The sequence below is a fragment of the Legionella sainthelensi genome, from assembly GCF_900637685.1.
In the GTDB taxonomy this organism is placed as follows: Bacteria; Pseudomonadota; Gammaproteobacteria; order Legionellales; family Legionellaceae; genus Legionella; species Legionella sainthelensi.
Genome location: NZ_LR134388.1, coordinates 2,922,436 through 2,937,291, shown reverse-complemented (window position 1 = coordinate 2,937,291; position 14,856 = coordinate 2,922,436). Strand labels below are relative to the sequence as shown.

The window sequence follows — 14,856 nt, the reverse complement described above, 5'->3', positions numbered from 1 at the left end:
ATTTTCAACAGAGTGATTTACTGTTATTCTAATAATGGAGTTTATTGGAGGAAAAGTATGAAAGATGTTAATGAAATTGATACCCCCAGCAGTACAGAAACCAAAAAAGAAAAAGGTCGTTATGAAGACTTTATTAAAGAAATGAAAACCTTCGAAAATCGCCTTGGCTTTTTTAATCAAATGCTGGATAAAGCACTTAAAAATCCTAATAGTAAAAATTTAAAAGAACTGCAAGAGTGCACTGAGAGTCTACCCTTCTCACATCAATGCCCAAAAGCGTAAACTCGCTAAATCCCTATTCTGAGGATTCATGGCCATCCTCAGAATCAAGAAAAACAAGATCTGTCTTAATAACAAATCATCGAGCTTAATTATATTGACTCTACATACAATATTCCACAACGGAATATCCTATTCCTAACTTTCATACTTAGATAACCGGTCGTTAATTATCAAGAGGTTAGAATAACCCATATGAATAATATTTGTACAACGTATGGGAGACACATACCATGAGAGCCAGAATACTAAATGAGGCAATAGTAGTAACGAGAAGAATGACATCAATGAGTAGAATGGGATCTATGACCTTCCCTCATGGCACATTTCCCTCACCGTATATAAATTCAAATGTCATGCCTTATACACCTACTCATGCTTTTTCCACATCAATTCATTCTAACATACGGAATATAATAAAAGAGTACATTAGTGATGATGGCGAATTATCAGAGGGAGAAAAATCACAACTAGTGAATTCCGCCTCACTTGAAGTTATGGAGTTTATTGCAAACGCCCCTCAAAATTTTAAAATAAATAGAAACTTACAAGAATACTACGATAATATTGACGGTCACGCCTCAAATGATCCAAAAACGAAAACCCAGGAAGTTAAAGTAAATTCCACAGGTGATAAACCTCAAGGAACAAATGACGCTAAGGAGAATATTAAAGATGAGACTGCTCAAAAAGCGAGGGACTCGTCTGCTAAAAATATTATGTCATCAAAGGAGTTGCAAGAGAAAGTATTCAGAGAAGCCAAAGAACACGTACAAGACAATCGGGGACTGTTATTTTCTTTTAATCTTGTCGAAAATACTTTAAAAAAAGTATCAGCACCTTTGTTTGATGGTTTGTATACTGTCTTTGCTGATAAAGATGGAATACCTGAGCATAAGTCAGAAGCGGTTTTAAGGTTAGCCAAGTGGATTGTACTAGCAATTTTAATATATTCCCTCCATCAGTATTACAATAAGAAATATGAAGAAATTGAAAAAATGGATAAAAATGTTATTGCAAGGTATGCAGAGGTAGAAGAGCTCTATGACAAAGCTGTTTTAATTGCTCAGGAATGTGTTCGCCAACTTAACTCAATACAAGAATTAGAACGGGATATAGACCTAAATTTAGAATTATTAAATCTGTTGGAAAATTGTGCTAACTCAGAAAATGATCCTGATGGTTATATAGCTAAGTTTAAAGTTTTTCTTAAAGCCCATATTCAAGCTCGTCTTGATAGCGTTTTAAATGATAAATCTTTTAAAGCATCCAAACTGGACCATAAAATTCAACGAGAACTCAAATATCAAGAAGAACACAATCCATTAGCGTCCAAACTCTTGGAAGCCAAAGGAGCAAAAGGATTTCAAGGGACAAAAAATGCGTTAGAAGATAAAATTATAGAGTTAGATAGGGAAATAAAACATAAAAAAGAAGGTATACAGATAAAAACAAACAAATAAATTTGAAAAAAGATCAAATTAAGGAAATATCTGAAAAAACGGAAAAAGATGAAGCAAAAATAATGAGAAATCCATTAGTCCGGCTTGGAATTTTTACACCTCAATTTACAGTGAACAAACATAATTGCTTATCATGTAAAGAAGAATTAATAAATACTCAAAAAGAAGAGGACATTGACGACACTCTCAGGATGTCGGTGGATTAAAATGGGGTAGTTCAACTTGATCTGACAGTTTCTGGTTTTTCTAGACATATCTGTCAGGTCAAATTTAGGCAATAAATTTTTCCTTCCAGAACTTCCGTAAAAAAAGAAATTATTATTTTTCAAGTGGTTGTGTCAGATTAAGTCGAAATTAATTCACCTAAGAACGTAGCGTGCGACTTTCACCGCACTACGCTCAAGCCTTTCTAAGGCAAAAATCACCCAGCAGTTATTCTTCAGTAATTACATTCCGTTGCTTATCAAATTTCCATTGAATAAGAGAGATATCTTTTATTAATTTCTGCCTATTTTCGAAGTATTCTTTGTACTTCGGTAGATAGAGATTGGCTACTGCTCTAATCTTGATGTGTCGTTGTATTTTTGTATCCATCATTTTGTTGATACACACATACTTCTTATTTCTATCCTTGGTTTTTACAACATCACTAAAGATCCATCGCCTAAAAAGATTTCGACTGCGAAAGTAGCGGTCAACCGCTTTATAGCGTTTGTTTCCATTAAATTTTCGCATTGTTCAATAGAATGTTTGTTGATAAATGTAATAATCCAATTCAGCAAATGCTGCCTTCGCTACTATTCTTCGATTATAATTAGCCCATCCTTTGATGACCGGATTTAATGTGGAGATTAAGTCGGCTCCACTCCATCCATATCCGCGTTGGATAGCCGTTTTGATTTTTGATTTGACAGACTTGATACTGTCTTTTGATGGTTTAATGAGAAGCTTCTCCTTATATTTTCTAACATTAAACCCTCTTCGATAGAAACAACCCTCGTTTTCTCCTGTGATAGCGAGAGACCTCGATGTGCTAAGAAGCAGTTTATAGTCGGAATAACTTGTTCCACAAGAATCTCAGGACTTTTAGCGGTTACAATGAAATCGTCTGCAAAACGTACAAAGTTTACTTTGTCCTTTGGTTTGCAGGCAGCATGAATCTCATTTTCTAAACCATCCAACACCATATTTGCAAGAATCGGTGAAATAGGACCGCCTTGCGGCGTTCCTTGTATGGTTTTAAATAAGTTTCCCTTTTCCATGTAACCAGCACCCAACCATTGTTCTAGCATCCGTTTGTCTATCAAGATGTTTTCTTTGAGCCACCCGTGACAGATTTCATCAAAGCATGCTTTGATGTCAGCATCTAGTATCCATTGGGCTTTATGTCTTGATGCTAATACACAAAAAAATTGTTGTATCGCATCATGAGTACTACGTTTGGGCCTGAATCCATAGGAATTCAAATCACCAGTCGTTTCACCCACAGGTTCTAATGCTAATAAATAGAGTGCTTGCATAGCCCTATCTTTCATAGTAGGTATGCTTAATGGTCGTTTCTTACCATTCTTCTTGGGAATGTAAATCCTTCGTAGTGGTTTCGCCTGATATCCTCTCGCTTTTAGGTCTAAGACCGCTTGGTATTTCTCATCTGGTGTTGTCCATAGCACACCATCGATACCAGGGGTTTTGCTAACTTTAGCTGTGGTGACGCGTTTGACTGCAAGAAGCTTTGCATGAACTGAGTTGACTAAAAACCACTGCAAAGACTTCACCTTGTCGTATTGCTTATTACAAACTGCCTTTGCGATACGCATCTGTAGTCTGTATACATTTTTCTCGATATTGTTCCAACAAAGTTGGTTCCAATCTCTAGTTGAGATCGATGTGTTAGGTGCACCAGAATCAAATAACTCTGTCATTTGCTTTCCTTACTTCTACAAACTCAACAAATTCTCTCGCAATGAAAGAGCAGTCGGACGTGGGCGTCTTTTCAGACCAGGTGACGTTTAAACCTGTATCTAACTCATTACAAGTTAGCATTCGCTTTTTCCGACCTCCCAAGCCTGCATTCCCATAGGTAAACTTCGCAGTTTACTGTCTCCCGATGGGAGAGAAATACAGGGTTTCCAAGTTCCGCTAATTGAGTATTGCTGGGTTAGGCGCCTGCTGTCAGCCGGCAAGAATATAGTCGTGTGGGATTCGTGTGGTTTCCCAACTTTCTTGCGTACCTTTTAGTTCAAGCGTATAAGCCAATTCCACTTGTTGCGATTTACGACCTTTATCACAGATTCACTTTGTTCACCATACCAGCTACCTAGAGCTATCCCAATTTTGGCTATCAGGTAGACATAATTCCTCACGGAATTTATTGTCTCATTACAGTAAATGATTGACCCCTCAACTGTAATTTTGCTACATTGTCGGGGAGGCTTACTTTATCTCCCGTAGGTTCATCCGACGACACGGATGGTTTCATAGAATCCTTTCTATTTAACAACTCAATTAACGACTTCTTGTCGCACCACACCTTTCGCATGATGTGAGATGGAGTTTTAATCGACTGAAAGCCGGAGGTTGTTATCTTCTTCTTTGTCATCTTCTTTATCGATTTTCATCCCTTTTAATTCATCTTTATATTGATCGCATTTTGCGATGGTATTTGGATGTAAAGGTTTAAAAAATCCAATTTTGACAAATAGGTTCTTTTCTATTTTCGCCTCGATTTTCTGCGTATCATTTTGTAACTCTTCAATCCTATCTGTTTTTAACTGTATTTCTTTTTGTCTTAATTCTAAACCTTCTTTTTTATGTTTTATGACGTTATCAAATTTATCGACCTGATATTGCAAGGCATTTTCTGTTCCTTTATATCCTTTGGCTCCTTTCTTTTCTAAAAGCATGGATGCCAATGGATCTTGCTCTTCTAAGGATTGAAGTTTTCGTTCGATTTTACCGTCCAATAAGGATCTTTCTAAAGGCTTATTATTTATCACACAATCAACGAAGGCTCGAAGATTATTAATACCAACACCGATAACAGAATCATTCTCTTCGGATTCAGCACATTCCCTCAATAGATTTAATAGCTTTTCATTTAAGTCTTTATTTTTCGTTAACTCATTTATCGAGTTCAGTTGACGAACACATTCTTGAGCAATCAAAATTGATTTATTGTAAAGAGCTTCTGCTTGAGAGTAGTTTGAAACAGCCTGAGCATCAAGGTTCTTAACCTCATTTAGTTTTTTGGTGATGTATTCATAAAGAACGAAAGTTATTATTGCAAGTACAACCCACTTGGCTAATTCTACGACCATTTTTGCTTTATCTTCAGGTATTCCATCTTTATCAGCAAAGGCAGCATAGATACCTTCAAATAAAGGCATTGAGGTTTTCTTGAGAGTTCCTTCAGATACGTTGAAAAGCATCAAAAGTGGCTTATAGTCGTGGATATGTTCTTTGGCCTCCTTGAATACCTCATCCTGGAGGGCTTTTGCTGAAGTAAATTTTTTAGCTGAAGAGGTCTCGTTGGTTTTTTGTTTTGTATCACCAACAGGATCTACTTTGGCTTGATCATTATTGAAAAAAATTGGGTTATTAACATGGTGCCTCTCTCCCTCTTTTAGAGTCTCCTCTTTGTATTTCTCAAAATCTCTTAGAAATGTTGCTTTACTTTCCTCTTTCTTATTTCCTTGAATTATCTCTCTTACCAATGGATCCATATTGAGTGCAGTAGGTATTAATATAGGTATAAAATTTGTATGCAGCACAGGATTTGTTTGAGGAACAAAATTTGTATTCATCTCATGATTGGCATGAGGTGTAAAATTTGAACTGGTTAAATTATGTGTCAACTGTTGTATAGGGGCTGATTTATGTGATTGTGTTTCCACAAGTTGTCCAGCAGCTCGTAGCGCAGTTTGTATTAGTCTTTTTCTCATGGTAGTCTCCCATATGGATTAATATTGCTCATACAGTTGATTTAAACACACGAAAATTAGCAGTAGATTATATAGGAATGACTTTTAGGAAAGCTGAGTTCCAATCGGGAATATTCAGGAATTAATTCGTTTGGTTTTAATAAATAAGAGAAAGATAAATTTTTTTATTCCGAGGATTTATTACACCCTCGGAATGTTTAGGTTTATTGAGGACCTTTTGGTTTATCAGAGAATGGGAGCAGCTCTGTATACTTTTCGAGCTCATTGATATTAGTATCATTGGGAGTTTTAAGTGCTTTATCTAAAAGTTGATTAAAAAAGGTGAGGCTGTTTTCGAAGGTTTTCATTTCCTTAATAAAGTCTTCATAACGACCTTTTTTTTTCTTGATTTCAGTATCCTCAATTGGATATCCCTCAGTAATTTTTTTCATATTTTCCTCCAATAAATTCCATTATTAAACTTAATAAGTTTGCCAGTAAATTGGTGAAATAAACTTGTATCATAAGAAATTAACATGAAAAAAGCCTTAAATTCTAATGAAAAAATGGAATGGCTTTTGATTATAATTCATGAGCAAAATATTTGTTTTCAGACTAGTCTCTTTGATCTTTTGGGTCATGATTAAATAAATCATTAAACTGATACAATCCTAATTATTATTTATGAGTAAAATCGAAATAAAGCGACGTTACTCTTAAAGTTTTACTTTTGCGCCCATACTTTCTTTCTCAGAAAAACTGGTATAACCAAACCAGCTCGCAATCCACTGCCAAAATCCAATTTGCTCCTGCTTTTTTGGTTGAAAAAAAGAGTGCTTTCCAGACGTTTGTTTAGGGCCACTTATTTTTTTTAAATAGTCCAATTCATCATGAAATAAGTGAACAGTGGCTGCTCGATTATTTGCATTAATTTTTTGATTGATGGAGTCAATTACTTTATCTAACTGTTTTAATTCATGCTTTGAATATGATTTACAAACAAGTGCTTTGAGGGACTCTTTGGCTGTATTTGAATCTTTATAATTAAGCTTTGCGAGCAGGTCTCTTTTTAATTGTGTTCCATTATTATTGATAAAAATGGCATACTCGATAAGGTATAAGTCTCTTTCGCTTTGTGCTGATTTAATTAAATTTTTGTAATGTTGCGCTCGCGTTTTACCGCGATAATAATCAAAGAAATAAGAAAAGTAACTTAAAGTTTGATCTCGATGTTTTAGATAGTGATTTAAGGATTGGATGCATTTTGCTTTTTGAATATTTAAATGGGAGCTCGTGGCTTGTTTCAGCTTTGGAAGCCTTTCTTTTTCTTGAGGTGGTTTTGATGGTTGAATTTTGAGTTGATACGTTTTTAAATGTGTTTGAATTTCAGGGATCACAAAACTAATAGGTAGTTTCTTTTGTACCAAACACTCATGAAGAGATTTAATTGAAGTATAGAATTTTTCTTGATTTGTTTGGGCTTGTTCTGAAAATGGTTTTGGACTGTTTTTGAGCAAGAAGTGGAGTTTTAGTTCTAATTGGCAAATTTCTTTAAATCTAGAGTTTTCAATCAATTTTTCTAAGAGGTCAGTATGCTCATCACTTAAGTAATTTGGTGTTATGTCATGGTCTGACATGATAGTTTTTAGTTGCGCTAAAGCATTTACTATTTCTGGATTTTCAATCGATTGCTCTAAATTGAGCTGCTTTTCTATGATGACTTTTTGGCATTCCGCAAAAATCTTACTTATCTCTTCAAGCGCTCTTTTAAAGGGTAAATGACTAAATGTATAACGATAGATTTGATTGTTTAAATCCAGTTGCTGATGGAGCATACTTAGTTCTATTCGTTCTAGAGTTTTTTGAATGGTTTCCTGATAAGGAATGGCTAATTGTGCAAGGGCATTGATGTTATTGAAGAGCTTAAACAGTTGGGGACGTACATCTATTTTATCATGATGAAATTCGAGATTGTCCAGAAAAGCGCTTACAATTTCTTGCTTATGTTCTCGGATAAGTTGCCACAGCTCGGTATTCAAGTCGTCTAATTGTTGCTTTTCAAGGAGATGAGCCACTACTACCCATTCTCCGTGTTTTAAAGCCTCGGTTAATAATTTTTCCAAGCCGTATTTTTTTTCAAATAGGGATAAGACACGAGGAAAGAGAAGAGGATCTTTCAAAAAGAGCAATACTTCATGATCTGGAGTACTAGGTAATTCACTTTGGGTAAATAAGCTATTAAAAACAGACTCATTTTTTTCTTTAATAGCTCGTTTTAAAGGGTTTAAATACAGCTCTGTTTGCTGAAATCCTGGATCTTGCTCTGGATTTTTAATGGAGCTAAGCAAAGAAACTCTTGGGTGTTGAATATTCGCTTTTAATAAAAATTGGTACAGTCTGCCATAACCGTTAACATAAACTCTTTCAAACAACTCAGAAGAGGGTTGTTCTCCAAATAGTTGATGAACTGCAAGCTGCCTTTCGTGATCAGTCAAGATGAATTCTCGAGCAAGTATTTGGTTTGCAATTTTTTCCTTCTTTTGAGCACAGCTAAAAAGAAATAATTCTTTATAATCAAGTCCAAAATCAGACTTGGATTGAATAAAGGGCTCCAAAGAATCCAAGCCTTTTTCTATGCTGGTTTGGAGTAGTTTTGCGAGAGGTTGCTTTAACTTTGTTGCTGGAGTGATTAATCCTTGGGTCAAAAACCGTGCAATTAGATTTTTTTGATTGTGCAGTAGAGCGTCTGTAAAAATTTGTTCAATTAAATCAGATTGAATAATACCACCATGGGCAAGTAAATAGTCCAAAGGTTTTAATAAATTATTTTGTGCAAGCAAAACATTAAGTTCAGGGTTTTCTTTTAACTGAGGGTAGGTTTTTAAGAGTAAGATAATTCCATTTTCATTTTTATCATGAATGAGTTCATTTAAGAATTCATTCAGCTCCTCTTTTTTCCATGTTATTTTGATACATAATTTTTCAGCTAAGTGAAATAGCTTTTTTTTACACCATTCTTTGATTTGATTTTTTTGTATTTGTTCGTCAACTTTCAATGAAAGCGTATCAGGAGGAAGTAATGCTATTGTTCGATTCAGTTTTGCGAGTTTAGGTAGATTTTGCATTGATTCATTGAGGTATCCATTAAAAAGTTGTGGTTCCTTCTGTATGCATATATTGAGGACTGGTGTGAGGCTCCACATTAAACTGTATTCCAAAATGAGTTTTTTAATCTTAGGACTTGCTTGTTCAAAACAATTTTCAATAATTGAATAATCGTCATAATCATAACAAAGCATCAATAAAGCACGAATATCCTGGGTCATGCGTAATGCGTTGAAATTGAGTTGAGTGAGAGTAGATAAAATAGTTAAATTGTTTTCTTCCAGTCCTTTTTTATAAAGAAACTCTAAAGTATCTATATCAAGCGGATCTTTTAGCTTTTCCTGGAGAAATAAGCACATTTCCGGGTTATCATTTAAAATGGCTAGAGTTAAGCCGCTTTTTATTATTTCTTCTGGAATGTCCTCACGCCAAGCATTTTTTATATGTTCATTTTTACGTAAAAAAATCAGTGCATTAAGTAACGAAGCTGAGCCTATCGATGTTCTTAGATCAATTAATGAGTATTCATGCTTATCAATCTGTCTCCAAATTTCTGGATGGTTTGTTTGCTCTGACCATGCTCGTGCATAAGCCTCAAAAATGGATTTATCTTTACGTTGTATGCAGAAGAAGAGTAAATCAGGCTCTTTAGTATTGACTATAAAGCCCATACCAAGAAGTTTTGATAAGGTTGTTGCATCAATTTTATTAATTACTTCTTTATTAAAAATAGAAGGAAATGTTTTAGGGTCAATTTGGGTATTTTTTAAATGGGCAAATAATAAACTTAAAACACGATGTTGATTTGACATTGCCGCATGTTGAATTTGTTTGATGAGCTGTTCAGGAGAAAGTTTGCTTAAAAACTGATGAATTATTTGCAAATTACTCTCTTGATGAATAAAGGTTAAAAGCTGTAAGTGAGTGTAATTTGTTTGATATTCTAGATTAGGAGATAGATTAAATTGATCAAGAAGATTCAATAGATTGCTGTAATCTGCTTTTTTTTTCATTAATTCTGATAGAGGCTTACTCAATTGCTTTTGTATTGCCTCTTTTAATTCCCTCTGTTCCTCAAGGGTGGTATAGATTTTGAGATAGTGCTGAATCAATTTTTCTGTTTCTTTATGAGTCCCTGTATAAAGAGTCACCTGAACTCCTCGTAGCAGCGCATCTTTGATACCAGGTGATTTAGGTTGTTGCAATAATAAGTCATTAAACTCTGGGCGAAGATATTCTTTTGCCAATGAGCTTAAGTCAATTTTGTTTTCTTTAAATAAATAATTTAAGGTATTAATATCTCCCGCTAAGGCAGCAAATGCACTAGAATTTGTATTTGTTTGAGGAGCAAATGCGATTTGGTGAAGTTCATCATGGGTAGGATAAGACTCTCTAAGGTCATTAGGGTGAGCAAAGACGCGAATTGCTAAACCGAAAATATTCTCAGTATATTCAAAACAATCTTTAATTTCTTTAATTACTTCAGTGCTGGAATCAAATTCTTTTATTTTTTTGCTGTAGTTCGGGTCATAGACAATATACCTTCCTTCGCGGAAGGTTAATGCAATTGCATGATTTTTGCTGGTAATAAAATAAGATCGATCATTACGACTGATTTTTTTAAATAGCTCTTTCCAACAGGATTCATCCGTTATTAATCCTAGGTTAAACTCGTTGCTCAGTGGTTTATTTCGAACATCTAAGATTTTTTCGAGGTCGCCTTGATGAATTTCATAACCACAATATTCAGATGGACGAAACGCTTTCTCTATTTGAATAATGAAATTATCAATAGCATGGTTACTACCTAAATGATAATTACTAGGTAAGGTAGCCAACTGGTCAAGCATAGAGAAAAATTGCGGAGTTTTATTTTCTAAGGCATATTTAATATATAACGCGGCGAGTCCTGCACAAATTCCTTTTTGGTTCAGCTCAAAATCAATATTTGGTTTTTGCTTGAGGCATAGATTGACTGCATTGATAATTTTACCTTGGCTCGACATGATTTTTTCTATGATAGTGCAAAGGACAGTGATTATAAGTTCATTTTCATTTATTTCAATCCACTATGTTTTTTATTTGGCCTATTAATAAACAGTAATCCAAGATCAATGATGATTTACTATACAAGAGGCTATTAAATTATGCTTGCAATTTTATTGTCTCTCCAATAGTCTGTACTGGAAAATAATTATCACAAGGAATTGGTATGGCACGAGATAAAATAAATGTAGATGATGTAGGCAAGACAGTGACAATAGCTGCTCTGCTCAATACAGTTCTTGCTCCACTTTATTGGGCTGATGCAAAAATAGGGTTATCTGCTGCATTAGTAGCTACCGGTGCTTTTTTATATGGTGCGCATGAGATTGGTAAAAAACGAAGGCCTGCAGCCAACGGCATAAATAGTTTGAATACATTTTTTGGTGGTGCCACAGGTGATAAGAGTACAGAAGTTCAAAATGCTATGGCGAATATTGTTGTTGGAGGAAAAGTTATATTTGATGAAGTTTTCCCAGATTCTAACAAACCTGGCAATCGCTGATCACTGATTGAAGATTTATCAAGGGAATTGGTATGCCTCAAGATCAAATAAATCCTGAAAAAGTCTTAAAAACTGGTGCATTGATTAGTTTTGGAAATTTATTTATGTCACCTTTTTACCCTAAGTTAGGACCATTTGCGTCACTAACACTAACCGCCGCAGCGTTATTTGGATTGCATGAAGTAGGGCGACGCCAGCAATCAAATCATGGTTTTTGGGGTTTTTTTTCAAATAAATCTGATGTCAATACTTCCGATGTGAAGACTTCAATGCAACGTATTGTGGAAGGGGGCGCGACGGTGTTTGATGAGGTTTTTCCTCCAGGTAAACGATAGATACTTTCGAGTTTCTGCTGTTGATGCCTATGGACTATTGTGAACGTGGGTGCCTTAATGCAACAAGTTTGTATAAAAGCACGAGATGATTTCGCTCTTTTAGGGCAGAGGAGGCGTAACTCCTCTGTTTCGCTGAGACTTGTAAAAACTGGGACCCATGTTGATAGAGACAATGCTCCTCTAGAAATGAATTTTCGCTTTCGCGAAAATAATGGGTTCTTAAGTCAATGACAGTGCCCAGTTGCTCTAAGAGAGCGTGCTAAATTATATTCCTGTGAATCTTGATGAACTACCAACAAAATGAGATTTTATTAGGCTCCTCCTCACTTTGAGCTTCTGATTTTACATTCACATTTGCTTGTTCAGTAAAAAATCCAAGTTGAGAGGGTCTTTTATTTGATTTAAAAGAACTTGAATGGTGAATTGGAGTTATTGTTAATTTTTCTTTAATTTGATCCGCTAATAAACATGCATTGGGAGATGTAGTAGGTAAAACACTGGCTTTAATTCCATCAGCTTCATATCTCTTTAGCCATTCATTATATTGTTTTTCTGTTTTAAATAAACTGTCAAAATTTCGATTACATATTCTAGCCGCCTCATAGTGCTTTAACCATTCAGAGTATTGTTCCGGTGTTTCAAATAAGCTCATCAATTCATTGACAAATAGAATGTTTTGAATACCTATCTCTAATTTATTTTTAATTAATTCACCAGAGAATTTACAAAAAGCTTCGCTAAATTCTCCATCTTGATATCTTTTTAGCCATTCATTGTATTGTTCTGGTGTTTCAAAAAAGTTCTTAAAATTTGCAATATAATTCGGTTCCAAGATTGAAATATCTATTTTCTTAGGTGTATCAGTTTTTTCCTGAGTTATTATTGCACTGATTGATCTTGAAATTTTCTCAAACATCTTATTTTTCCTCGTTAAATTTAATTAATTGTTTTTGTTACCATTTTTTTACTTGTCTATATTCTTCTTAAGTTATTAATTTCTTATTTCTCGAAACATTTTGAGGCTATTTTAATAATGAAATATGAGCGAATTCTTAAGAATTCATGAGTTTGACTACTTATCTATTCCGCTGTGGAATTAGATGTTTAGCAGAGCAGCAGTAATCGGTTTAATTTACTTAAAAGTAATCGACGTTTTCTACGAAAGACTAATTGGAATGTGAAACCAGAGGGTCAAAATAGGCCAGCAAAATAGCTGGATTAAGAACTTTGTTAGTCTGAATCTTCCGCCTGGCGGAAGATGACAATCCTGGAGAGATCTGGATCTTAGGTTATAGAATACCATCTATGCTAATTGATGAATTTTCACTACCATCCCAATTTGTGCATTATCCAAATAATAAATTACATTTTCTTTTAACCGTTGCTTTTGTGACACAATGAATGATTCATGTGGATTACTCGGCGGAGATACTTGAAGTTCTGCATCTAACGAATAATAGTTGCTTTGTTTAATATCTAGGGTTCCTTGCATTTGCCAACCATTATGTTCTACAAAGGGCAAGGCAACTTTACTTTGATTATTTGCTGGTTGTCTCCATGAATAGTGGCCGAGTACTTGATAGTGACCCTTGCGGGTTAATAGGTAGTATTCATCACGGAGACTTGAATAAGATACGGGTAACAAACGATAAGGCTTCCCAGATTTTTCTGTATCTGTATGTAAAGATATCGCGTCTGAACTTGGTGGCAGGAGGGGCGTGTTTATAGTTAGCCCACTCATTTGATTTGGCTGAGTAAAGATAATTAAATCAATTTGATATAAGGATTTGGCGAAACTTAAACACGAATACAGCATACTTAGAATTATTATTATTGATCGTTCCATGGTTTATTTTATTTTTTGATTGTTATTATGTTGTAGCCTGGTTGTGTGTCACCAGGGATTAAGCTCTTTAAAGTGGAGTTTAGATAACGAGCTCCCTAAATTCTTAACGCTGCTTTACCAAGACCCATTTAAGCTTTCTATTATACCCTTGAATAGATCTCACTCAACAACAATTTTGGGAAATTTATCAGCGTAATTAATTGGTTTTTTCGCTAATTCAATAGCGCTTCTCATTGCTGTTTTTGTAAATGCATCTGTTAGCTCATCTTGGGCTTGAGTTGCGGTAGGTTGTCCCTCATCACAGTGCTTCCTAATGCGTATGTCTAGAGGCAGTTGTCCCAGTAAGAGGCAATGATAGTTAGCACAAAGAGATGCTGCACCACCTGTACCAAAAATTGCCTCTTGATGTCCACATTGACTGCAAATATGCGTTGACATATTTTCTACAATACCTAATACATCAATTCCCGTTTTGGAAAACATACTTAATGCTTTTTGCGCATCAAGTGTTGCTACATTTTGTGGGGTAGTGACTACAATCGCAGTGGTTAAAGGGATTTTTTGCACCAAAGTAAGTTGTATATCACCAGTTCCAGGTGGTAAATCAATGAACAAATAATCTAAATCGTCCCAAAGAGTAATATCCAGCATTTGGATAAGAGATTTAGCAAGCATAGGACCCCGCCAAATTAATGCTTGTTCATTATTCATTAAATAACCAATAGACATCGTTTGTATGCCATGGACTATTACAGGAAGATAATGCTCCTCTTTCACTTGTACAGGTTCTGTATTACCAAGCATTAATGGCATACTTGGGCCATAGATATCAGCATCTAAAATTCCTACTCGAGCTCCAAGGCGAGCTAATGCAGTTGCAAGATTGACTGTTACCGTAGATTTTCCTACTCCTCCTTTTCCTGAGGCAATCGCAATGGTATTTTTGACCCCACGTAAGCCTTTACCAACCAGTTGTGTTCTATGGGCTTTAATATAATGATTTATACGCAGTGCCACTTGATGATTAGGGAATTCGGACTGTAGTGCCTGAAGCAATAAGGGTTGGTATTGTTCTTCCAATAAGCTAGAGGGAAAGCCAGCAGTAAGATTTAGAATCAGTTGGTTTTGAAGTAGCTCGATGCTACACTGTAAATTCATTTCTTTACCTGTAAGGCCAAGAAATGGGTCTTTTAAGGTATTCATTAAGTGAATTACAGTATTTTCAATGGTCATGGATTCGTCTCAGAGTTATTAAGTTATGAGCAGACTTTTTTACCTGGGTTTCGCGTTGTCTGAGAAATCTAGTGATAGCGATAGATCATTAGATTGCGTCGACAAACCACAGGCTAGAGTTTCTAAA

The 14,856-nt window shown here is 35.1% G+C and carries 12 protein-coding genes; 4 read left to right on the top strand and 8 right to left on the bottom strand.

Annotation, left to right across the window (positions count from 1 at the left end; translation table 11 throughout):
* Positions 1-57: 57 nt before the first annotated feature.
* A complete protein-coding gene (locus EL220_RS12940) occupies positions 58-282 on the top strand; it encodes a hypothetical protein (protein WP_027271390.1) in 225 nt (74 codons plus the stop codon).
* A gap of 230 nt (positions 283-512) precedes the next feature.
* Positions 513-1,742 (top strand): hypothetical protein, encoded by a 1,230-nt coding sequence (locus EL220_RS12935; protein ID WP_232002452.1) that lies wholly within the window; start codon positions 513-515, stop codon positions 1,740-1,742.
* A 738-nt stretch (positions 1,743-2,480) separates the two neighbouring features.
* Here the strand turns inward: EL220_RS12935 and EL220_RS19180 are convergent.
* The 5 genes from EL220_RS19180 to EL220_RS12910 form a co-directional block, all read right to left on the bottom strand.
* Positions 2,481-2,630 carry a group II intron maturase-specific domain-containing protein gene (locus EL220_RS19180; RefSeq protein ID WP_232002757.1) on the bottom strand — a complete coding sequence of 50 codons (150 nt, stop codon included), beginning with the start codon at positions 2,628-2,630 and terminating at the stop codon, positions 2,481-2,483.
* Positions 2,594-3,664 carry a reverse transcriptase domain-containing protein gene (locus EL220_RS12930; protein WP_232002451.1) on the bottom strand — a complete coding sequence of 357 codons (1,071 nt, stop codon included), beginning with the start codon at positions 3,662-3,664 and terminating at the stop codon, positions 2,594-2,596. The genes EL220_RS19180 and EL220_RS12930 overlap by 37 nt, the downstream gene beginning before the upstream one ends.
* 633 nt (positions 3,665-4,297) lie before the next feature.
* On the bottom strand, positions 4,298-5,683 hold the full coding sequence (locus tag EL220_RS12920; RefSeq protein WP_027271392.1) for a hypothetical protein: 1,386 nt from the start codon (positions 5,681-5,683) through the stop codon (positions 4,298-4,300).
* Positions 5,684-5,886: 203 nt separating this feature from the next.
* The gene (locus tag EL220_RS12915) at positions 5,887-6,114 is read right to left on the bottom strand and encodes a hypothetical protein (RefSeq protein ID WP_027271393.1); all 228 of its coding nucleotides are present in this window, start codon (positions 6,112-6,114) and stop codon (positions 5,887-5,889) included.
* A gap of 264 nt (positions 6,115-6,378) precedes the next feature.
* Positions 6,379-10,773 carry a hypothetical protein gene (locus EL220_RS12910; protein WP_027271394.1) on the bottom strand — a complete coding sequence of 1,465 codons (4,395 nt, stop codon included), beginning with the start codon at positions 10,771-10,773 and terminating at the stop codon, positions 6,379-6,381.
* A 206-nt stretch (positions 10,774-10,979) separates the two neighbouring features.
* On the opposite strand from EL220_RS12910, the gene EL220_RS12905 reads away from it, so the two are divergent.
* Together EL220_RS12905 and EL220_RS12900 are read left to right on the top strand one after the other, a co-directional pair.
* Positions 10,980-11,315, top strand: a complete 336-nt coding sequence (locus EL220_RS12905) for a hypothetical protein (protein WP_027271395.1) — start codon at positions 10,980-10,982, stop codon at positions 11,313-11,315.
* A gap of 32 nt (positions 11,316-11,347) precedes the next feature.
* Positions 11,348-11,650: a hypothetical protein gene (locus EL220_RS12900; protein ID WP_027271396.1), complete on the top strand. Its 303-nt coding sequence runs from the start codon at positions 11,348-11,350 to the stop codon at positions 11,648-11,650.
* Between the two features lie 289 nt (positions 11,651-11,939).
* Here the strand turns inward: EL220_RS12900 and EL220_RS12895 are convergent, their stop codons facing one another.
* The 3 genes from EL220_RS12895 to apbC all read right to left on the bottom strand — a co-directional run bounded on the left by EL220_RS12895 (position 11,940) and on the right by apbC (position 14,729).
* On the bottom strand, positions 11,940-12,566 hold the full coding sequence (locus tag EL220_RS12895) for a hypothetical protein (RefSeq protein ID WP_027271397.1): 627 nt from the start codon (positions 12,564-12,566) through the stop codon (positions 11,940-11,942).
* 387 nt (positions 12,567-12,953) lie between these two features.
* Positions 12,954-13,496, bottom strand: coding sequence for a CsiV family protein (locus tag EL220_RS12890; RefSeq protein WP_027271398.1), 543 nt, complete (start codon positions 13,494-13,496; stop codon positions 12,954-12,956).
* Between the two features lie 159 nt (positions 13,497-13,655).
* Positions 13,656-14,729, bottom strand: a complete 1,074-nt coding sequence (gene apbC / locus EL220_RS12885; RefSeq protein WP_027271399.1) for an iron-sulfur cluster carrier protein ApbC — start codon at positions 14,727-14,729, stop codon at positions 13,656-13,658.
* Between the last annotated feature and the right edge of the window lie 127 nt (positions 14,730-14,856).

Excerpts from the sequence above, each read along its gene's own strand:
- EL220_RS12910 (WP_027271394.1), bottom strand. The coding sequence starts at position 10,773 with ATGTCGAGCCAAGGTAAAATTATCAATGCAGTCAATCTATGCCTCAAG.
- EL220_RS12940 (WP_027271390.1), top strand. The coding sequence starts at position 58 with ATGAAAGATGTTAATGAAATTGATACCCCCAGCAGTACAGAAACCAAA.
- EL220_RS12900 (WP_027271396.1), top strand. The coding sequence starts at position 11,348 with ATGCCTCAAGATCAAATAAATCCTGAAAAAGTCTTAAAAACTGGTGCA.
- apbC (WP_027271399.1), bottom strand. The coding sequence starts at position 14,729 with ATGACCATTGAAAATACTGTAATTCACTTAATGAATACCTTAAAAGAC.
- EL220_RS12890 (WP_027271398.1), bottom strand. The coding sequence starts at position 13,496 with ATGGAACGATCAATAATAATAATTCTAAGTATGCTGTATTCGTGTTTA.
- EL220_RS12915 (WP_027271393.1), bottom strand. The coding sequence starts at position 6,114 with ATGAAAAAAATTACTGAGGGATATCCAATTGAGGATACTGAAATCAAG.
- EL220_RS12930 (WP_232002451.1), bottom strand. The coding sequence starts at position 3,664 with ATGACAGAGTTATTTGATTCTGGTGCACCTAACACATCGATCTCAACT.
- EL220_RS12905 (WP_027271395.1), top strand. The coding sequence starts at position 10,980 with ATGGCACGAGATAAAATAAATGTAGATGATGTAGGCAAGACAGTGACA.
- EL220_RS12895 (WP_027271397.1), bottom strand. The coding sequence starts at position 12,566 with ATGTTTGAGAAAATTTCAAGATCAATCAGTGCAATAATAACTCAGGAA.
- EL220_RS12935 (WP_232002452.1), top strand. The coding sequence starts at position 513 with ATGAGAGCCAGAATACTAAATGAGGCAATAGTAGTAACGAGAAGAATG.
- EL220_RS12920 (WP_027271392.1), bottom strand. The coding sequence starts at position 5,683 with ATGAGAAAAAGACTAATACAAACTGCGCTACGAGCTGCTGGACAACTT.